The organism is Vibrio chagasii (assembly GCF_002954585.1).
GTDB lineage: Bacteria > Pseudomonadota > Gammaproteobacteria > Enterobacterales > Vibrionaceae > Vibrio > Vibrio chagasii_A.
Map to the genome: position 1 here is coordinate 1,875,436 of NZ_MSCI01000002.1, position 20,381 is coordinate 1,895,816.

The 20,381-nt window shown below is 43.4% G+C and carries 16 protein-coding genes; 10 read left to right on the plus strand and 6 right to left on the minus strand.

Annotated elements, in window-relative coordinates:
* Positions 1-110 precede the first annotated feature (110 nt).
* Positions 111-917: an exodeoxyribonuclease III gene (gene xthA / locus BTO10_RS16750; RefSeq protein ID WP_004737414.1), complete on the plus strand. Its 807-nt coding sequence runs from the start codon at positions 111-113 to the stop codon at positions 915-917.
* A 71-nt stretch (positions 918-988) separates the two neighbouring features.
* Here xthA and BTO10_RS16755 read toward each other — a convergent pair whose 3' ends face one another.
* The 4 genes from BTO10_RS16755 to BTO10_RS16770 form a co-directional block, all read right to left on the minus strand.
* Positions 989-1,666, minus strand: a complete 678-nt coding sequence (locus BTO10_RS16755) for an ABC transporter permease (protein WP_004737413.1) — start codon at positions 1,664-1,666, stop codon at positions 989-991.
* 2 nt (positions 1,667-1,668) lie between these two features.
* A complete protein-coding gene (locus tag BTO10_RS16760) occupies positions 1,669-2,409 on the minus strand; it encodes an ABC transporter permease (protein ID WP_105025292.1) in 741 nt (246 codons plus the stop codon).
* Positions 2,410-2,488: 79 nt separating this feature from the next.
* Positions 2,489-3,259 carry an ABC transporter substrate-binding protein gene (locus tag BTO10_RS16765; protein WP_004737411.1) on the minus strand — a complete coding sequence of 257 codons (771 nt, stop codon included), beginning with the start codon at positions 3,257-3,259 and terminating at the stop codon, positions 2,489-2,491.
* Positions 3,260-3,419: 160 nt separating this feature from the next.
* A complete protein-coding gene (locus BTO10_RS16770) occupies positions 3,420-4,190 on the minus strand; it encodes an ABC transporter ATP-binding protein (protein ID WP_004737410.1) in 771 nt (256 codons plus the stop codon).
* A gap of 791 nt (positions 4,191-4,981) precedes the next feature.
* On the opposite strand from BTO10_RS16770, the gene BTO10_RS16775 reads away from it, so the two are divergent.
* The 6 genes from BTO10_RS16775 (at position 4,982) to BTO10_RS16800 (ending at position 12,899) form a co-directional block, all read left to right on the plus strand.
* Positions 4,982-6,523, plus strand: a complete 1,542-nt coding sequence (locus tag BTO10_RS16775; protein WP_105025293.1) for a DUF3360 family protein — start codon at positions 4,982-4,984, stop codon at positions 6,521-6,523.
* A gap of 306 nt (positions 6,524-6,829) precedes the next feature.
* Complete coding sequence (gene pflB, locus BTO10_RS16780; RefSeq protein ID WP_105025294.1) at positions 6,830-9,106, plus strand: formate C-acetyltransferase; 2,277 nt, start codon at positions 6,830-6,832, stop codon at positions 9,104-9,106.
* 201 nt (positions 9,107-9,307) lie between these two features.
* Positions 9,308-10,309: a lipid A deacylase LpxR family protein gene (locus tag BTO10_RS16785; RefSeq protein ID WP_105025295.1), complete on the plus strand. Its 1,002-nt coding sequence runs from the start codon at positions 9,308-9,310 to the stop codon at positions 10,307-10,309.
* Between the two features lie 163 nt (positions 10,310-10,472).
* Positions 10,473-11,213 carry a pyruvate formate lyase 1-activating protein gene (gene pflA / locus BTO10_RS16790; protein ID WP_105025296.1) on the plus strand — a complete coding sequence of 247 codons (741 nt, stop codon included), beginning with the start codon at positions 10,473-10,475 and terminating at the stop codon, positions 11,211-11,213.
* Positions 11,214-11,433: 220 nt separating this feature from the next.
* On the plus strand, positions 11,434-11,934 hold the full coding sequence (locus tag BTO10_RS16795; RefSeq protein ID WP_105025297.1) for a YfbU family protein: 501 nt from the start codon (positions 11,434-11,436) through the stop codon (positions 11,932-11,934).
* 395 nt (positions 11,935-12,329) lie between these two features.
* Entirely contained in the window at positions 12,330-12,899 is a 570-nt protein-coding gene (locus tag BTO10_RS16800) for an outer membrane beta-barrel protein (protein WP_105025298.1), read from the plus strand.
* 143 nt (positions 12,900-13,042) lie between these two features.
* Here the strand turns inward: BTO10_RS16800 and BTO10_RS16805 are convergent, their stop codons facing one another.
* Positions 13,043-13,798, minus strand: a complete 756-nt coding sequence (locus BTO10_RS16805; RefSeq protein ID WP_063524199.1) for a MipA/OmpV family protein — start codon at positions 13,796-13,798, stop codon at positions 13,043-13,045.
* Between the two features lie 348 nt (positions 13,799-14,146).
* Here BTO10_RS16805 and BTO10_RS16810 point away from each other — a divergent pair, with 348 nt between their 5' ends.
* The 3 genes from BTO10_RS16810 (at position 14,147) to BTO10_RS16820 (ending at position 19,028) form a co-directional block, all read left to right on the plus strand.
* Entirely contained in the window at positions 14,147-16,081 is a 1,935-nt protein-coding gene (locus BTO10_RS16810) for a PrkA family serine protein kinase (protein WP_004737402.1), read from the plus strand.
* 101 nt (positions 16,082-16,182) lie between these two features.
* Complete coding sequence (locus BTO10_RS16815) at positions 16,183-17,454, plus strand: YeaH/YhbH family protein (RefSeq protein WP_004737401.1); 1,272 nt, start codon at positions 16,183-16,185, stop codon at positions 17,452-17,454.
* An 11-nt stretch (positions 17,455-17,465) separates the two neighbouring features.
* Positions 17,466-19,028 (plus strand): SpoVR family protein, encoded by a 1,563-nt coding sequence (locus BTO10_RS16820; protein WP_004737400.1) that lies wholly within the window; start codon positions 17,466-17,468, stop codon positions 19,026-19,028.
* Between the two features lie 175 nt (positions 19,029-19,203).
* On the opposite strand, the gene sohB is transcribed toward BTO10_RS16820, so the two are convergent.
* Complete coding sequence (gene sohB, locus BTO10_RS16825; RefSeq protein ID WP_004737399.1) at positions 19,204-20,265, minus strand: protease SohB; 1,062 nt, start codon at positions 20,263-20,265, stop codon at positions 19,204-19,206.
* Positions 20,266-20,381: the final 116 nt, after the last annotated feature.

Genomic DNA, 20,381 nt, shown 5'->3' on the forward strand with positions numbered 1-20,381 from the left:
CGATGAATTTTATTAAGCATGGTTAAATACGGTTAACCATGACATCCACTAAATCAACAAACCCTTGATAAACAAGCAATCATAAGGGTTTGCAAGAGGTATAAAAATCAATGAAAGTAATTAGCTTCAACATCAATGGCCTAAGAGCTCGCCTTCACCAACTTCAAGCGGTTATCGACAAACACCAACCTGACGTGATTGGTTTACAAGAGATCAAAGTACACGACGAGGCCTTCCCAGTTGCTGATGTTGAAGCAATGGGCTACAAGGTCTACTTCCACGGCCAAAAAGCACATTACGGTGTCGCAATGCTGTGTAAGCAGGAACCTATTTCTGTGCAGAAGGGTTTCCCAACAGACAATGAAGACCATCAAAAACGTATGATCATGGCGACGTTTGAAGATGTAAATGGCGAAAAAGTTACTGTACTAAATGGCTACTTCCCTCAAGGGGACAACATCAAGCATGAAACCAAATACCCATACAAACGTGAATTCTACAAAGACTTGATGACCTACCTAAACGACCATCACAACAAAGATGAGCAAATCATCGTGATGGGCGACATCAATATTAGCCCTATCGACGCAGACATCGGTATCGGCGAACCAAACGCTAAACGTTGGTTGAAAACAGGTAAGTGTTCGTTCCAACCAGAAGAGCGTGAATGGCTAAAAACATTGATGGATTGGGGTTTTGTGGACAGCTTCCGTCTACTGCACCCTGAAGTTAACGATCAATTCTCGTGGTTTGATTACCGTTCAAAAGGTTTTGTAGACAACCGCGGCCTTCGTATTGACGTGGTACTAGCAACTCAAAAACTTGCAGATAAGTGTACTGAAGCAGGCATCGACTACGAACTACGTGGCATCGAAAAACCATCAGATCACGCACCGATTTGGTCAACGTTTAAGTAACAAGTTAAACAGTCTCTCCTAATAAAAACGGCGCTCAATGAGCGCCGTTTTGTTAACTATGTAGAATGCTATTAACTAAGTGGTCTTAGGTAGGCTAGGAAACGTTTCTCTGCGTATTTGAAGATCGCAATGATGATAAACGTTAACGCCATGTAGAACAGACCTGCTGTTAGGAACGACTCAAATGGAGCGTAGTAACGAGAGTTAACCAAACGCGCTGCACCTGTTAAATCCATGATGGTTACGATACCTGCTACCGCAGAGCCGTGAAGCATGAAGATAACTTCGTTACTGTAAGCTGGCAGTGCACGACGTAAAGCACTCGGTAGAATGATACGACGGTAAGTCTTCGGTGTACTCATGCCGTATGCTTTTGCCGCTTCCACCTCACCTTTCGGTAAGCCGTTGATTGCACCACGGATAATTTCAGCCGTGTAAGCAGATGTATTCAGAATGAATGCCACCAATGCACAGAACCAAGCGTTTTCCCATAAGGTATCTTTCACAGGGAAGAACTGATCCATGCCGTAATAAATCAAGTAAAGCTGTACCAGTAAAGGTGTGCCACGGAAGAAATAGATAAACGACCACGCAGGTGCGTTAATCAACATATTGTGGCTGTTGCGAGCGATAGCTAATGGTATGGCAACAAACAAGCCAATAATCAAAGCGACGCAAACCATCCAAGCCGTTGTCCATAGACCACCAAGGTAAATCGGTAGGCTTTCAATTATCAATGAAAAGTCCATAACTACCTCGCGTGGATACTGAATTTGCGTTCAACAAGTTTAAGTAAACCAGTCGATACACTAGTGAAGAACAAGAAGATAAGTGCCACTGCCATGTAGAAGGTAAATGGCATTTTGGTTGCACCGGCTGCTAATGCGCTAACGCGCACCATATCTTCTAGACCGATAATGGAAACCAAGGCCGTGGTTTTAAGTAAAACCAACCAGTTGTTACCAAAACCAGGTAAAGCGTGACGAATCATTTGTGGTAGTAGAATACGACGGAAAGCTAACACAGGGCTCATACCATAAGCCTTTGCTGCTTCCATTTCACCGCTGTCGACAGCCATGATCGCACCACGGAACGTTTCTGCCATGTAGGCGCCAAAGATGAAGCCTATGGTTAAGACACCAGCAACAAATGGGCTGACATCAATATAATCTGGTAAGTAAGAAGTCCACTCATGGTTAGGAGCGCTGGACGTGAACCACTCATTGAGCCACTCATTGATGGAATACAAACTGTTGTTTAAAAGGATCTGTCCACCAAAGAAAATCAGCATCATCAACACGAGATCGGGAATGCCTCGGATGACGGTTGTGTAAAGAGTTGCAATAGCACGAGCCCAGCGATATGGCGCAAGCTTTGCCAAGGCTCCTAACATACCGAGCACCATAGCTAAAATGAGCGACAGCAAAGCAACTTCGATTGTAAGCAACGCCCCTTTCAGGATCGATACTTCATATCCTTGTAAATCAAACATAATGAATTCCAACAGAACTGCGAAAAAGTTGGTAAGACAGGGAGAGGATTGCCTCTCCCTTAAGAAGTGACGCTAGAGATTACTGACCGTATACGTCGTAGTTGAAGTATTTAGCCGCGATATCTTGGTAGATGCCTTTTTCACGTAGAGAAAGGATCGCCGCATCTAGCTTCTTAGTTAGGTCTTTGTCTTGCTTACGTAGAGCAATACCAAAACCTTCACCGAACCACTTAGGGTCTGTTAGTGATGGACCAACAAACTCGTACGCTTCACCGCCCGCTTTGTTCAGTACGCCTTCTTCTAGAGCAGAAGCATCACCTAGTACAGCGGCAACACGACCGTTTGCTAGATCAAGGTAAGCTTCGTCGAAAGAACCGTAACGAACGATTTCAACCGTGTCGCCGTAGTTGTCTGTTAGGTATTTATCGTGAGTTGTTGCACGTTGAACGGCAATTTTTTGACCGCTTAGGTCATCGAAGTTAAGGCCTGCGCCTTTCTTAGCAATAAACTTGTTTGGGATAAGTGCATATTTACCAGTGAAGTCGATTTTCTTCTTACGCTCTTCAGTGATAGACATTGCCGCGATGATCGCATCATATTTACGAGCAAGTAGAGAAGGAATGATACCATCCCAGTCTTGTGCAACGATCTTACATTGCACCTGCATTTCAGTACAAAGCGCGTTAGCCATGTCCACGTCGAAGCCTTTTAGTGAGCCATCTGCTTCTGTCCAGCTAAATGGTGGGTAAGCACCTTCAATACCAAAGCGTACTGTTTTCCATTCTTTCGCTTGAGCTACGCCTGTTGCCGCTGTTGCAGCAAGTGCCGCGACTAATAACCACTTTTTCATATCCCTACTCCTGTGATTTAGGTTTTTATGTTTTGCTAGTTTTAATATTGTTTTGCTTATTGAACTGTGTTGTTGTGTTTCATTGTTTATATTACTGCCATTGACCTTAGCAGTAATGTTTCAATTCTGTTCTATTACGCCATTCACCTGCCAAGACCAATTAATAGATCGAGGAGATAAACTGTTGTAATCGCTCAGACTCAGGGTTCGTAAACAGTTTAGCTGGATCGCCCTGTTCTTCCACTAGGCCTTGATGTAAGAACATCACATGGTTTGATACGTCACGAGCAAAAGCCATTTCATGTGTTACCACAAGCATGGTTCTTCCTTCTTCTGCTAGATCACGCATTACGCCAAGCACTTCCCCAACTAATTCAGGGTCAAGTGCAGACGTTGGTTCATCAAACAGCATTACTTCAGGATCAACCGCTAACGCTCTTGCAATCGCAGCACGTTGTTGTTGTCCACCAGATAAGTGACCCGGATAGTAATCTTTACGCTCATACAGGCCTACTTTCTTAAGTAGTAGCTCTGCATTTTCAATAGCTTGTGCTTTAGGTACACCTAATACATGGACAGGTGCTTCAATAACATTTTCGAGAACGGTCAGATGAGACCAAAGATTGAACCCCTGAAAAACCATCGCTAAACGAGAACGGATTCGTTGAACTTGTTTTTCATTAGCAGGGACAGATACACCCTGGCGGTTACTTTTCATCTGAATTAATTCACCATTAACCCAAATCTCGCCTGCAGTAGGTGTCTCTAGAAGGTTGATACATCTAAGGAAAGTACTTTTACCCGAACCTGAAGATCCGATAATCGATACCACATCGCCTTTATGCGCAGAAAGTGAAATTCCCTTTAAAACTTCATTTTGACCAAACGTTTTGTGTAGATCCTTTATGTCCAGCGCCGGTACATCTTTCATGCGCTTTCTCTCCCAAGTTTGTGAAAATGCAAGGTACTCCGACCTTTTCATGCGATACAAACTAGCACCACACGGATTAACATGCAACAAATTATTAACCTAATAATTTGGAATAAATAGAACTTAAATCTGATTTATTATGCAATAAGCAGCGTTTTAACCTCAACTTTATGAATGAACTCTATCAATAAGCTATAAATCCGACGCTTACATTGTTTAAATAAAGTTAACCAAAATGAGATTCTCGTAGCCCAATGTCTCACAAGAAAAACAAGTTTGGTGAACAAAGAAGTGTCGTTGAAAGCGACACCATAAATGCGGATTTGGCAAGCGACACACTCTATAAGCCACAACTATTTTAACGCTCACGTATTGTAAACGGTGGACCTGGGTATGGTTGAAGGTAGGTAAAAATTAAATAACTCAATAATAATCAGTCAATCAGAGCACTCCGCCATTAGCTATGCTTTATAAAAGGAGGTAAACGTCAACTTGTGAAAAAATGTTACACAATTCGTCAGGATTACGTTAATGAAACGCTAAATTCTGTAACTTTCTTTCACACAAACTCATAAAGTGATCAAGATCAATCACCCTAAAGGGTAAGCTTGTTAGACTCCTCAACACACAATAAGGCATAAAAAATGCCATACACTTCTTCTAACTTAGCTGCATAAAGCACATCAACACCGTGCAACAAAATGCTAATGAGTTGTAAGTAAGAAATAACACAATTACGCGAAATTATAGAATTCAACTTTGAATTACGAACATAAAAATATGAGGAATCTATGTCAGACGTTGTCAATAATGCGAACTCTGAAGTAGAAGAGAAAAGCTATAAAGAGCTACACCGTCCTGCTTCTGAATTTGAGAACCGCTCAGATTATCTAGATCACGAACTTCAAATTATGAAGCCTTGTCGCTTTGGCCTAAACCTTCCAGGCCGTGATTTCCGCTTTGAACTCGAAGACCTTATTCCTGCACTGGCTGGTACCATTGGTATCATCGCGATGTACTCTGCAGTAATGATGTCTTGGGCCGAAGGTCTAACTCAAGCTTGGGATCACGTAAACCTGGGTAAAGAGTTTGCTATCGAAGTTGCTCGTGTAGAAATGCTTATCCCTGCACTGCTATTCTGTATTCTTGCTTCTGGTTTCTTCAACCCTAAAGCAAACCTCGCCGGTAACCACGGCCCAATGATTCCTCTTATTGGTACCATCGCTCTTGCTGGTGCTCACCCTCTTGCATTGGCAATCCTTATCGGTGTCTTCGGTCTTATCCTTAGCTTCCTAAAAGGTGGGTCTAAACTTGTTAACCTTACCTCTGAAGGTACTGCGGGTGGCTTGCTCATCTTCTTGGGTCTAACCGGTACCATGAGCCAAATCAACTCTATTCAAGCTTGGGCGGTTGGTCTTCAGTCTGACACTGTTGCTGCTGGTAGCATGGGTTACATTGGTTTGATTGTTCTTGCCGTTACTATCGGCCTATACGCATTCCTTGCTAAAGTGAACAAGCGTTGGTTAGCAATCCCTGTTTGTGCTTTCACTGGTCTAACTATTGCTTTAGTACTTGGTGCAGGTTTCGATATCAAATTCGTAACTGAAACAGGCATTCCAAACCTAAACCCAATCTACTGGTGGGGTTCTACTGAAGAAGGTTGGATGCTTGGTTTACCAAACGTTGAGCACTTCATCGCTTCTCTACCATTTGCAATCCTAGCGGTAGCAATGTGGTCACCAGACTTCCTAGGTCACCGTATCTTCCAAGAACTGAACTACCCTAAAAAGTCTGAAAAAGTTCTGATGGATGTTGATGACACAATGACTATGTGTTCAGTTCGTCAAATGGTCGGTACAGCAGTTGGTGGTGGTAACATCACTTCATCTTGGGGTACATACATGATCCCAGCAGCTATCGCGAAACGTCCAATCCCTGGCGGAGCAATCTTGCTTGGCTCTCTATGTATTATTGTTGCGATTCTTGGTTTCCCAATGGATGTCGCAGTATGGCCACCAGTGATGCGTGTTGCGCTACTTGTAGGTGTATCTCTACCTCTACTTGAAGCGGGTATGCAGATGGTTAAAGACAGCAAAGACTCACAAGCAGCGGGTATCTGTATCTTCGGTTCAGCGGTCGTTAACCCTGTACTAGCATGGGCATTAACTATGCTTCTAGATAACAACGGCCTAATTGGTGATAAAGAGCGTGCTAAGCGTCTATCATTTGTAGACAAGATTGTTATCCCAGTTGGTGTTTTGGTTATCTGTCTAGTAGCAATGCTTGCAGTTGGTATGCTAGAAAGCAAATATGGTCTAAAAGCTTGGCTATAACCTCCTTTACTACACAAAAGTAGTAACTAGATTAAAAAAAAGTTTGGGTGGCAACCCCTGTCACTCAAATTTTTTCAACTTTTTTTAGCATTTATTGATTTAGTTTAAGGTTTGCAGAAATTTTTTAGCGTAGTCTGATTACATAGAGTAAAGACAACATATAAAAAGTAGTGACAATATATATAACCATATGAAGCACATATGCTCATATATATTGTTATTAATAAGAGTGTACTACCCTTACGAGGGGCGCTGGCTCAACAGTGTTAATGTACGTGTTTTTTCTACTAAAAAGGTAGGTATGTCATGGCAGAGCAATTTGCTAAAGCTTGGGAAGATTTTGCTGCAGGTGAGTGGCAAAGCGAAGTAAACGTTCGTGATTTCATTCAAAAGAACTACACGCCGTATGAAGGCGACGAGTCTTTCCTAGTTTCTGAAGGTACTGAGGCTACTAACAAGCTTTGGGCTTCGGTAATGGAAGGTATCAAACAGGAAAACGCAACTAAAGCACCTGTAGATTTCGATACTTCTGTTATCTCTACCATCACTTCTCATGATGCGGGTTACATCGAAAAAGATCTAGAAACTATCGTTGGTCTTCAAACAGAGAAACCACTTAAGCGAGCGATCATCCCTAACGGTGGTATTCGTATGGTTGAAGGTTCTTGTAAAGCATACGGTGAAACTCTGGATCCAGCTGTTTCTAAAATCTACTCTGAATACCGTAAAACACACAACGCAGGTGTTTTCGATATCTACACACCTGACATCCTAAAATGTCGTAAGTCTGGTGTTCTAACTGGTCTTCCAGATGCTTACGGCCGTGGTCGTATCATCGGTGACTACCGTCGTGTAGCTCTATACGGTATCGACTTCCTAATGAAAGACAAGCAAGCTCAGTTTGCTTCTCTTCAAGAGCAATTCGAAAGCGGCGAAAACCTAGCAGAAACAATGCAACTTCGCGAAGAGATCTCTGAGCAACACCGCGCTCTAGGTCAAATCAAAGAGATGGCTGCTAAATACGGCTTCGATATCTCTGAGCCAGCTCAAACTGCTCAAGAAGCTATCCAATGGACTTACTTCGCTTACCTAGCGGCTGTTAAGTCTCAAAACGGTGCTGCAATGTCTCTAGGTCGTACTTCGACTTTCCTAGACATCTACATCGAGCGTGATATCGCTGCAGGCAAGATCACTGAAGTTGAAGCTCAAGAAATGATCGACCACTTCGTAATGAAGCTACGTATGGTTCGTTTCCTACGTACTCCGGAGTACGATGAGCTATTCTCTGGTGACCCAATCTGGGCTACTGAGTCTATGGGTGGTATGGGTATCGACGGTCGTACACTAGTTACACGTACTAATTTCCGTTTCCTAAACTCTCTATACACAATGGGTCCTTCTCCAGAGCCAAACATCACTGTTCTTTGGTCTGAGCAACTACCTGACGGCTTCAAGCGTTTCTGTGCGAAGGTATCTATCGATACTTCTTCTATCCAGTACGAAAATGATGACCTAATGCGTCCTGACCTAGAGTCTGATGATTACGCTATCGCTTGTTGTGTATCTCCAATGATCGTTGGTAAGCAAATGCAGTTCTTCGGTGCTCGTGCTAACCTTGCGAAAACAATGCTTTACGCAATCAACGGTGGTGTAGATGAGAAGCTTAAACTTCAAGTAGGTCCTGTTGCTGACAAGATCACTGACGAAGTTCTTAATTACGATGACGTAATGGGTCGCCTAGACACATTCATGGACTGGCTAGCTAAGCAGTACGTGACTGCACTAAACAGCATCCACTACATGCACGACAAGTACAGCTACGAAGCGTCTCTAATGGCTCTTCATGACCGTGACGTTCGTCGTACTATGGCTTGTGGTATCGCTGGCCTATCTGTTGCAGCTGACTCACTATCTGCAATTAAGTTCGCGACTGTTAAGCCAATCCGTGACGAAGATGGCATCGCTATCGATTTCGAAATCGAAGGCGATTACCCTAAATACGGTAACAACGACGCTCGTGTAGATGATATCGCTTGTGAACTAGTTTCTACGTTCATGAACAAGATCCGTAAGCTTAAGACTTACCGTAACTCTATCCCTACACAGTCAGTTCTTACTATTACATCTAACGTTGTATACGGTAAGAAAACAGGTAACACTCCAGACGGTCGTCGTGCTGGTGCTCCTTTCGCTCCTGGTGCTAACCCAATGCACGGTCGTGATGAGAAAGGTGCTGTAGCGTCACTAACGTCTGTAGGTAAACTACCGTTTGCTGATGCACAAGATGGTATCTCGTACACGTTCTCTATCGTACCTAACGCTCTTGGTAAAGATGCTGAAGGTCAGAAAGCGAACCTTGCAGGCCTAATGGATGGTTACTTCCACCACGAAGCTGGCATTGAAGGTGGTCAACACCTTAACGTGAACGTTCTTAACCGCGACACTCTAGAAGACGCAGTTAAGCACCCTGAGAAATACCCTCAGCTAACAATCCGTGTATCTGGTTACGCTGTTCGCTTTAACTCTCTAACTGCAGAGCAACAAGCTGACGTAATCGCACGTACATTTACTGAGTCTCTATAAGCTCACGCTCAATAGACTGTAAATAATAATTAGCCTCGCCAATGTGCGGGGCTTTTTTATATTCGTTACCAATCCCTACAACATCTCCCATCTCCCTTAATGTTAGATTGAGCAAAAAAGGCGCTTTCTATTCACTTTTTTTCCACAAATTCAAGCAAAGTACGGTAATATCTCGGTTCATAATTTAAGAGTAACTGCTCCATGAAAGACCTTCGTTGTTTACCCCTAATCCTTCTCTCTTTTTCATCTTTGGCGTCCGAACGTTCTACCGTCACATTCGCACTAGACAATGATGGAATTTTTGGTGTCGACCAAGACTATACCAATGGATTATTTCTGGGTTACACATCGTCAAGCATTACCCCATACGATTGGGTAAAACCATTAAGTCTATCTTACTGCGGCGCGAGCTCTTTAGATAAATGGGAAATCATCCTTGGCCACAAAATGTACACCCCTTCTGATATCGAATTAGAAACGCCATCAGCGAATGACCGCCCATACGCAGGTTACTTGCATTCAGAATTTAACTACATCAGTTTGAACCCACAACAAGCTCAGCGCTTTAACATCACGTTTGGCACAACAGGCGAGCGTGCGCTTTCTGAAGATGCTCAAAAACTGGTTCACTCAATCACTAAATCAGATGAGCCTCTGGGTTGGGAGTACCAAGTTGATGATGAATGGGCAGGCAGCGTAGGTTACCTAAGCCATTTCAATCTCATGCGTAATCAAGCGTTGGCGAATACTGATTTCGAGATTTCTAACGTTTCAGAAATTAACGTAGGTAACTTTAGAAGTGATATTTCAACAGGCTTTATGTTCCGTTGGGGTACTGACCTAGGTGGTAACTTTGGTGCGGCTAATATCACGAGCGAAAACCCATTTAGACCAGGTATGATCGGTGCATCACACAGCGGTTGGTTTACTTATGCTGGCCTCGAAGGTCGCTACCGTTTCAATGACTTAACCATTGAAGGTGACCGCTCTGGTGTTGATGAATACGCGAATAAAAACAATGAAGATCCAGCTATCTACGATGTGACTCTAGAGAACCTTCAAGCGACAGCTGTCATGGGTGTGGCTTGGTACAACCAATACGTTGGTGCATCCTTCGCACTAACCGCAAAAACTCCAGATTACAAAGAAGCGAAAGAGTCTATCTACACCACCGGTGGCATTACAATGTTCGCGTTCTTCTAGCGAATCATTCAAGCTTTCACATTTACTTTTCAAGTTTGATAAAGGCAATTATCTTCAGTGGTGATTGCCTTTATTTTTAAAGGTCTCGTTACGATTTGACCCTATTTTATGTACCGTTTTTGTAATAAAATAAAGGGCATAAATTCCTCTCCGAGAATAGCTCATGTCTACAACTGGTCGCATTCACTCATACGAATCTTGTGGTACGGTCGATGGTCCTGGTATCCGCTTTATTGTATTTCTTCAAGGCTGCTTAATGCGTTGTATGTACTGCCACAACCGCGATACATGGGACCTACATGATGGCAAAGAAGTCACTGTAGAAGAAATCATCAACGAGGCGAAATCTTACCGTCATTTCATGAAAGCTTCTGGCGGTGGCATCACCTGTTCTGGTGGTGAAGCTATGCTACAGCCCGAGTTCGTCCGTGACTTCTTTCTAGCTGCTAAAGCGGAAGGTATCCATACTTGCCTCGATACCAATGGCTATATTCGTAAACACACAGAAGTGGTGGATGAAGTATTAGACGCCGCTGACCTTGTGATGCTCGATCTGAAACACATGCGTGATGAAATTCACCATGATTTCATTGGTGTATCTAACAAACGTACTCTCGATTTTGCTCGTTACCTCCATAAGATTGGTAAAACGACTTGGATCCGTTACGTGATTGTTCCTGGATATACAGACACACCAGAAGATGCACACCTACTTGGTGAGTTCATTAAAGACATGGATAACATCGAAAAAGTAGAGCTGCTTCCTTATCACAAACTGGGTGCGCATAAATGGGAAGCACTTGGTTTAGACTACCCTCTCGAAGGCGTAAACCCGCCAAGTAAAGAGACGATGGATGAAATTGTTGCGGTTCTGGGCCAATATCATTCTAACGTAAAGTACTAATTCCAACAGTATTCACATGTGTTTCAAACGCCTCAATTTCGATTGGGGCGTTTTCTTTTGTTGGCTAGACATTCCTTTCACTTTTCTTTACAGCTTTTGTTTATCAATTCAAAAAATCATATTAAATCCGTGTTGAGATCATGTTTCCACTCGCAGGAATGCTGTTACTCTTACTTCAACAAAAGAATACAACATTTAGTTTTTTAGTGAGGCTTCTCCCATGGAAATGACCAATGCTCAGCGTCTAATTCTATCAAATCAATACAACCTAATGTCTCAAATGGAGCCTGAGAACTCTGCTAAATACCAACGTCTACAAACGATTGTAGAGCGTGGTTACGAACTCCAAATGCATGAGCTTAATAAAGAGTTTGGTTGTTTGACTGAAGTAGAATGTCGCGAAATTATCGACATCATGGAGATGTACCATGCAATGCAAGAGTCGAACAAAATGCTTGAAGAAGATGAGCGTAAAGAAGTTGATCAGCGTCGCCTACAGTTCTTAGGTTTCGACATTGCATCTGAAGCACAAATCGTACACTACGTACGTTTCCTTGTTGACTCTGAAGGCCTTTACCCTCAATTCGATACAGCGGATCACCACTTCAATAGCCAAATGCCAATGCTAGATAAATACCGTCGCATGCTAACAACATGGCGCAACTGCCCTCGTCAGTACCACCTATGTGCAACAGAGCTATATCAAATCTTTAGTGCTTAATGCATAAAAAGATAAGCCTCTGCTTGGCTTAAAAAGTTTCAAGAAAGGGTTGCTCATCACGAGTAACCCTTTTTTACTGCCTTTATATAAAGAGAAAAAACGAGAACTATTTAGCAACGTGGATATGAAGTGAACTTTGCCCACAGAAAATGGTAATAAAACATGCAGATAAGATATTAAACCTTGAGCCGTTTCCCATTAATTTATCTGATATCGCCCATTAAATAATGAGCGTAAGCCAATGACTTGTAAGCAATAAGGTCATTAATCTTTATTAATTCTATATCGGGGCTTTTAATACAAATTAAAAATCACCACACTCATTTTGAACAGTGTATTTTATTCTAAAGAAGTCGCTAGAATGCTCACAGAAATTATTAACCAGAGCGATAAAAATGAGAAAATTCATCTTTGTATCACTAGCTATTCTGTCGGCTTCATCTTTCGCAGCTAACGACATGTACGTACTTGGGGGCGTTGGCATTAACAAAGATGACGGAGGTCTACAATTCACTGCTGGCTCACAAATTCTTGATACCAATTTTCATATTGAATCAACAATGAATTACACAGATTCCGACAGTAGAATGGTTACGCAGGATATACACGGTGACCTAACTAAGTACAAAGACAATTTCAAACACTTCAAAATGTCTTTAGCCCCAGTGTATAAATATAGCTTCGATGAGTCTTTTGCTATCTACGGTAAGATTGGTCTTGCGTACTCTAACCTCAATTCTAAATCAACGATAACCGATCAAGATGGTTCAGTTAATAGCAAGTATTCAAATAGCGAATGGGGGGCAACTTACGGCATCGGTGCTGAGTTTAAATCTATACAACCAATGTTCGGTAACTCGAAATTCATGGCTCGTGTTGGTTTCGATTACTACGACTACAACTCAGGTGGCCTAAGCCTATTCAATGAGGGGACTCTTGGCCTACAAGCTGGATTCACTTTCTAAGGTATTAAGTAAAAAGTTTTACAGTCGTTGAACAAGTTATCGTAATTACGATTTTTAGTATCTTAACCTTAATCGCGCTGTACCTGACATAAATAAAAGGGCTACTCATCATGAGTAACCCTTTTATATTTTCTTCTTTTTAATTAGAAAACGTAAGCAACACCAACGTTTGCCGCCATATTAATGCCGCTTTCTAAGATTGGACTGTTCTCGATATCGCCCTCTAGGTTAGTGTAACGAACACCACCCGTAAGTCGGATACTCGGCGTTACATGTAGATAACCACCCAAACTAATAAAGTACTGGCCATCCCAACCAGCATCAAATTCCTTTAAATTCGTTCTTGCAGCTTCTGCTGAACTCACACCGTATAAGTGATTATTTAAACGTTCACCATTATAAGCATAACCAATTGAAGGCGTAATCGCCCAACCACTACGGCGAATAGGTAGACGCCATGCTGCCTCAGCATAAAGCCCATTGTGTTGAAAGCCAATGTCTGAACCAGCTGTCGCTTCAAACATTCCAACGAGAGTAATCAACTGATAGCTTATCCCGCCTAATACTGAAGCTTTGCGCTCATCTAGATTCTGGATATCAACGTTGCCAGAATCACTGGGCTTCAAGGTTCTCGGGTCATAAACAGCTCGTAAGACCACATTTTGTGGTGAGCCTGCTGGTAATAAACGATAACCAGCACTAAAGCCACGCATAAAAAAGTACTCACCTTCATAACCTATCATTGGAATAACCGCACGATTTGACGGCGTATCTTTATAGACAGCAGGAGAGTAAGAGGCTGCAACCCCTAAGGACCACTGCGATATTTGCGCATGAGCAGCTGTCGTCCCCAATGTTGTAGTAACGATAGCGATGACTTTTAGCCAATGACTTTTCACATTCTTTCCTAATAAAGAGCAAGTTTAACAAGATGCTACATTGTACAACACTGCTATTAACAAAAATAATAACAATGAACAATCGGTTTAATGAGCAATAATTCACCACAAGAATCTAATTTCCCTCCAAATCACCAAAAATAACTAGCAAACCTCTAATACAAGAAACTTCAATCTGATTTATCTCCAGTTATGAATTGCTATCTCAAAGTTTTTTTCGTGAAAAATTGTAAATAAATACATAATTGTTAAGCAAAATTGTGGAAGCGGGTCTAACCTTAAAATGTAGGGAGAGCCTATTTTTAAATCGCTCGTCAGTTTTGACTGGTTAACAAGGGGAATGTGACTATGAGTATATTTGACCACTATCAATCACGTTATGAAGCAGCCAAGGAAGAAGAGCTGACACTGCAAGAGTTCTTGGCGCTGTGTAAAGACGACAAAAGTGCTTACGCCAACGCCGCGGAGCGCTTACTTCTGGCTATTGGCGAACCTGAGGTTATTGACACCGCGCAAGACCCTCAACTAAGTCGCATTTTCTCTAACCGAGTTATATCTCGTTACCGCGAATTCGAAGATTTTTACGGTATGGAAGACGCGATTGAACAGATTGTTTCTTATCTAAAACATGCTGCGCAAGGCCTAGAAGAACGCAAACAGATCCTTTACTTGCTGGGTCCTGTGGGCGGCGGTAAATCATCGCTTGCTGAAAAGCTAAAAGCTCTGATGCAAAAGCTACCTATTTACGTACTTTCTGCTGACGGTGAACGAAGCCCAGTAAATGACCATCCATTCTGTCTATTTGATGTCAATGAAGATGGTGACTTACTGAAAAATGAGTATGGCATCGAAAAACGCTATCTTCGCTCGATTATGTCTCCATGGGCCGCAAAACGCCTGCATGATTTCGGCGGCGACATTTCTAAATTCAAAGTCATCAAGCTACGCCCTTCTATCCTCGACCAAGTGGCGATCGCGAAGACAGAGCCTGGTGATGAAAACAACCAAGATATCTCTTCCCTAGTTGGTAAAGTAGATATCCGTAAACTAGAACACTTCTCTCAAGATGATCCAGATGCCTACAGCTACTCTGGTGCGCTGTGTAAAGCGAACCAAGGTCTGATGGAATTCGTAGAGATGTTCAAAGCACCAATCAAGGTACTACACCCTCTACTAACAGCAACTCAAGAGGGTAACTTCAACGGTACTGAAGGTCTTTCAGCGCTGCCATTCGACGGTATGATTTTGGCTCACTCGAACGAATCCGAGTGGCAGACATTCCGCAACAACAAAAACAATGAAGCTTTCCTAGACCGTGTGTACATTGTAAAAGTCCCTTACTGTCTGCGCGTTTCTGAAGAAGTTAAGATCTACAAGAAACTGCTTGAGCACAGTGAACTGTCGAACGCACCATGTTCGCCAAGCACACTCGACCTGCTATCGCAATTCAGCATCTTATCGAGACTGAAAGAGCCTGAGAACTCGTCTCTGTTCTCGAAAATGCGCGTTTACGATGGTGAAACCCTTAAAGATACCGATCCAAAAGCGAAGAGTTATCAAGAGTACCGCGACTACGCAGGTGTAGATGAAGGTATGTCTGGTCTATCGACTCGTTTCGCCTTTAAGATCCTATCTCGCGTGTTCAACTTCGACCAAGCCGAAGTGGCCGCGAACCCGGTTCACCTGTTCTACGTCATTGAACAACAAATTGAACGTGAGCAATTCCCGCAAGAAACCGCCGAGAAATACCTTGAGTTCTTGAAAGGATATCTAGTGCCACGCTACGTAGAGTTTATCGGCAAAGAAATTCAAACCGCTTACCTAGAGTCTTACTCTGAGTACGGTCAGAATATCTTCGACCGCTATGTAACCTACGCAGACTTCTGGATCCAAGACCAAGAGTACCGCGACCCAGAAACAGGTCAGCTATTCGACCGTGCTTCTCTAAATGGTGAGCTAGAGAAAATCGAGAAAACAGCCGGTATCAGTAACCCTAAAGACTTCCGAAATGAGATTGTGAACTTTGTGCTTCGTGCCAAGGCGAACAATAACGGTCAAAACCCGGTTTGGACCAGCTACGAGAAACTGCGCACTGTGATTGAGAAGAAAATGTTCTCCAACACAGAAGAGCTACTTCCTGTTATCTCGTTCAACGCTAAGACCTCAACGGATGATCAGAAAAAGCACGACGACTTCGTTGCTCGTATGATGGAAAAAGGCTATACCGAGAAACAAGTGCGACTGCTATCTGAGTGGTATCTAAGAGTTCGTAAATCCTCATAACCAAACGGTATAGAGCTGCTCAAATGGGCAGCTCATACCAACCAATAACTCTTATACCCGAGTAAAAGTAGGATCGCGACATCAGCTGAGAGGGAGTTCTTATGGCACAATTTATCGATCGGAGGCTCAATGGCAAGAATAAGAGTGCTGTAAACAGACAGCGCTTCTTACGACGCCATAAAGAGCAAATCAAAGAATCTGTGGCCGATGCAGTCAACCGACGCTCAATCACCAACACTGAAACTGGTGAGGACGTCACTATTCCTCATAAAGACATCAAAGAACCGAGCTTTCACCAAGGCCAAGGTGGCGTAAGAGAACGCGTGCACCCTGGTAATGATCAATTCATCACCGGCGACAAAATCGAGCGCCCGAAAGGTGGTGGTCAGGGGGGAGGGTCAGGCCAAGGGGATGCTAGTCCTGATGGCGAAGGTCAAGATGAGTTTACTTTCCAAATATCGAAAGACGAATACCTTGATATTCTGTTTGAAGATCTCGCTCTGCCTAACCTAGAAAAAAATCAGGTCAACAAGATCACTGAATGGAAAACCCACCGCTCTGGTTACCAAAGCGCCGGGATTCCATCCAACATCGCGATTGTTCGTTCGCTGCAGCAGTCACTGGCTCGTCGAACCGCAATGACAGCAGGTCGAAAACGCGATTTAAAAACGCTAATGGACCAGCTCGATCAAGTTCAAATGACCGAGCCCGCTCAACCGTTCGAAGAAGCTCGAATCAAGGAAGAGATTGCCGAGCTACGTAAAAAAATCGATAGCGTGCCGTTCATCGATACCTTCGATTTACGTTACAAAAACTACGAGAAACGCCCTATTCCATCTAGCCAAGCGGTGATGTTCTGCTTGATGGATGTGTCTGGCTCGATGGACCAAGCCACCAAAGACATCGCAAAACGTTTCTATGTGCTGCTGTACCTATTCCTTAATCGCACCTACGAAAATGTCGATGTGGTGTTTATTCGTCACCATACTCAAGCCAAAGAAGTCGACGAGCATGAGTTTTTCTACTCACAAGAGACCGGTGGCACCATTGTATCGAGCGCCTTAAAACTGATGAAAGAAATTGTCGCTGACCGTTACCCGGCTAATGAGTGGAATATCTATGCTGCGCAGGCGTCTGATGGTGATAACTGGGCAGATGACTCTCCTCGTTGTAAAGAGTTACTGGTCAACACGCTTCTGCCGACTTGCCAATACTACTCGTACATCGAAATCACGCGTCGCTCACACCAAACGCTCTGGCATGAGTATGAGAAGTTAGAAGCGAGCTTCGACAACTTCGCCATGAAAAACATCAAAACAGTGGATGATATCTTCCCTGTGTTTAGAGAACTGTTCCAGAAAGAGACAGCGTAAGGGGGCTTGCCATGACAGCGAAATCAAACGTTGCAGAGAAAGACAGAGCTGCACCAAAGAACAACGACAAGATGCTGCCTGATGGTCCAGATTGGACATTCAACCTCTTAGAGCGATACCACGTGGAAATTAAGCGTGTGGCGCAGCATTACCGACTAGACACTTACCCTAACCAAATCGAAGTGATCACTTCTGAACAGATGATGGACGCGTACTCGAGTATCGGTATGCCAATTAATTACAACCACTGGTCATTTGGCAAGAAGTTTATTCAAACAGAACAAAACTACAAGCATGGTCAAATGGGGCTCGCGTATGAAATCGTGATCAACTCAGATCCTTGTATCGCCTACTTAATGGAAGAAAATACTGTGACGATGCAAGCGCTAGTAATGGCACACGCTTGTTACGGCCATAACTCTTTCTTTAAGGGGAATTACCTGTTCCAAACATGGACAGATGCAAGTTCAATCATCGACTACTTGTTGTTTGCTAAGAAGTACATCAATGGTTGTGAGGAGAAATACGGCGTTTCAGAAGTCGAACAACTACTCGATTCTTGCCATGCCCTAATGAATTACGGCGTTGACAGATATAAGCGCCCAGAGAAGATCTCCATCGCAGAAGAAACCGCTCGCCAAGAAGAACGTGAAGCTTACCTGCAATCTCAAGTCAACGAACTGTGGCGCACTGTGCCACAAAACCGCGACAAAGAGGAAGAGCAGAAAGTACGCTTCCCAAGCGAGCCACAAGAGAACATTCTTTACTTCATTGAAAAGAATGCGCCTCTACTGGAACCTTGGCAGCGTGAATGTGTGCGTATAGTTCGCAAGGTCAGCCAATACTTCTACCCTCAGAAACAGACTCAGGTAATGAATGAGGGCTGGGCAACCTTCTGGCACTACACCATCCTCAACCATCTGTACGATGAAGGTTTAGTGAGCGATAAGTTCATCTTAGAGTTCCTACACAGCCACACTAGCGTAGTCGCGCAACCCGCCTACAACAGCCCTTATTTCAGTGGCATAAACCCATACGCGCTTGGCTTTGCGATGTTTAGAGACATCCGCCGTATCTGTGAAGAACCAACCGATGAAGACAGAGAGTGGTTCCCAGAACTGGCAGGGTCAGATTGGCTAGAAGCGGTGCACTTTGCGATGCACAACTTCAAAGATGAAAGCTTCATCAGCCAATATCTTTCTCCGAAAATCATTCGAGACTTTAAGCTGTTTGCTGTGCTCGATGATGACCGAAAAAATACCATTGAAGTGAGTGCAATTCATGATGACCCGGGCTATCGCCTGATCCGTGAAAAGCTAGCCGCACAATACAATCTCAGCAACCTGGAACCCAACATTCAGGTGTTCAATGTAGATGTACGCGGCGATCGTTCAATGACACTCCAATATGTCCCTCATGACCGCATCCCTCTTGATAAAGGTTACGACGAAGTGATGAAGCACTTATATCGCTTATGGGGCTTTGATGTGATTTTAGAAGAGGTCAAAGACACAGGTCATAGAGAGATTCTGACTACTTGCCCGAAACGTAATGATTACGGAGCAAAAATCTAATACCCATCGCTGTTAATCGGTGATGAGTATAAGACTCCGCTCCCCCTACAACATAGTGGTCACTCGCTCGGAAGTGGAGCAACAAAAAAGCGCATAAGTCCTAGACTTATGCGCTTTCCTTTTAAGCTTCTTTTGGCTCTTGCTTCTTGAGCTCTAGCGTCTTAAACAAACACTATTAAACAATCGGCTTTTGGCCGCGTTCAATCAGCTTCATCAGCACGCTGTCTGCAGATTTACCTGCCACGCCTGCGAGCTTATCCGATAGCTTTTTCTTCTGTACATAGTGAATCGCTAGCACTGTCTTGTCTTTGCATGCTTCAACAACTAGGTCATCAGAAGTGCGAATCTCATCCACTAGTCCAAGTTCATGAGCTTGCGTACCAAACCAGTGTTCACCCGTCGCCACTTTATCAAGATCAAGTGCTGGACGGTGGTCGCGAATGAAGTCTTTGAATAGACCATGTGTCTCTTCTAGCTCTTCTTTAAACTTCTCACGTGCTTTATCGCTGTTCTCACCAAACATAGTCAGTGTGCGCTTGTACTCACCTGCTGTTAGTTGCTCGAACTCAATATCGTGTTTCTTAAGCAGTTTGTTGAAGTTTGGCAATTGAGCGATCACACCAATAGAGCCAACGATAGCGAAAGGCGCTGACACAATTTTGTCTGCAATACAGGCCATCATGTAGCCGCCGCTTGCCGCCACTTTGTCTACCGAGATAGTCAGAGGCAGACCTGCCGCTTTGATACGATCAAGTTGAGAAGATGCCAAACCGTAGCCGTGAACCATGCCACCACCAGATTCAAGCTTAAGTAATACTTCATCGCCTTCACGAGCAACAGCCAAAACCGCCGTTACCTCTTCACGTAATGAAGCTACTTCTTTCGCATCAATGCTGCCATTAAAATCAAGAACGAATAGATGTGGTTCACGCTTGCTATCAAGCTCACCCTCTTTCGCTGCTTTTTTCACTTCTTTACCGCGTGATTTTACTTTCTCTTTTTCCGCTTTCTTTTCTGCTTTATCACGGGCTTTGATGAAAGCATCATCGTGTAGATGGTGCTCTAATTGTTCGATTGTCTGTTTATGGTGTTCAGATAGGTTCGTGATTTCCAGCTCACCTTTAATCGCGCTTGATTTTCCACCCACAGATTTAGCAATGACTAAAATTGCGATGATGGCGATTACAACGGTCGCAATCTTGGCTAAAAACAAGCCGTAGTCCAACAAAAATTCCAATGTCATATCCCCTAATGTATGAATTAGTGTATTGTAACCATCTTGTCACGATTACCAAGAATTTCTCATCATTCCTGCGGTTATCTGTGTGATTAAACATCAATGGAATGGCGAAC

Bases quoted from the DNA above. Each gene is read 5' to 3' on its own strand.
- BTO10_RS16795 (WP_105025297.1), top strand. From the start codon at position 11,434: ATGGAAATGACCAATGCTCAGCGTCTAATTCTATCAAATCAATACAAC.
- BTO10_RS16810 (WP_004737402.1), top strand. From the start codon at position 14,147: ATGAGTATATTTGACCACTATCAATCACGTTATGAAGCAGCCAAGGAA.
- BTO10_RS16800 (WP_105025298.1), top strand. From the start codon at position 12,330: ATGAGAAAATTCATCTTTGTATCACTAGCTATTCTGTCGGCTTCATCT.
- xthA (WP_004737414.1), top strand. From the start codon at position 111: ATGAAAGTAATTAGCTTCAACATCAATGGCCTAAGAGCTCGCCTTCAC.
- pflA (WP_105025296.1), top strand. From the start codon at position 10,473: ATGTCTACAACTGGTCGCATTCACTCATACGAATCTTGTGGTACGGTC.
- pflB (WP_105025294.1), top strand. From the start codon at position 6,830: ATGGCAGAGCAATTTGCTAAAGCTTGGGAAGATTTTGCTGCAGGTGAG.
- BTO10_RS16770 (WP_004737410.1), bottom strand. From the start codon at position 4,190: ATGAAAGATGTACCGGCGCTGGACATAAAGGATCTACACAAAACGTTT.
- BTO10_RS16820 (WP_004737400.1), top strand. From the start codon at position 17,466: ATGACAGCGAAATCAAACGTTGCAGAGAAAGACAGAGCTGCACCAAAG.
- BTO10_RS16785 (WP_105025295.1), top strand. From the start codon at position 9,308: ATGAAAGACCTTCGTTGTTTACCCCTAATCCTTCTCTCTTTTTCATCT.
- BTO10_RS16815 (WP_004737401.1), top strand. From the start codon at position 16,183: ATGGCACAATTTATCGATCGGAGGCTCAATGGCAAGAATAAGAGTGCT.
- BTO10_RS16755 (WP_004737413.1), bottom strand. From the start codon at position 1,666: ATGGACTTTTCATTGATAATTGAAAGCCTACCGATTTACCTTGGTGGT.
- BTO10_RS16760 (WP_105025292.1), bottom strand. From the start codon at position 2,409: ATGTTTGATTTACAAGGATATGAAGTATCGATCCTGAAAGGGGCGTTG.
- BTO10_RS16775 (WP_105025293.1), top strand. From the start codon at position 4,982: ATGTCAGACGTTGTCAATAATGCGAACTCTGAAGTAGAAGAGAAAAGC.
- BTO10_RS16765 (WP_004737411.1), bottom strand. From the start codon at position 3,259: ATGAAAAAGTGGTTATTAGTCGCGGCACTTGCTGCAACAGCGGCAACA.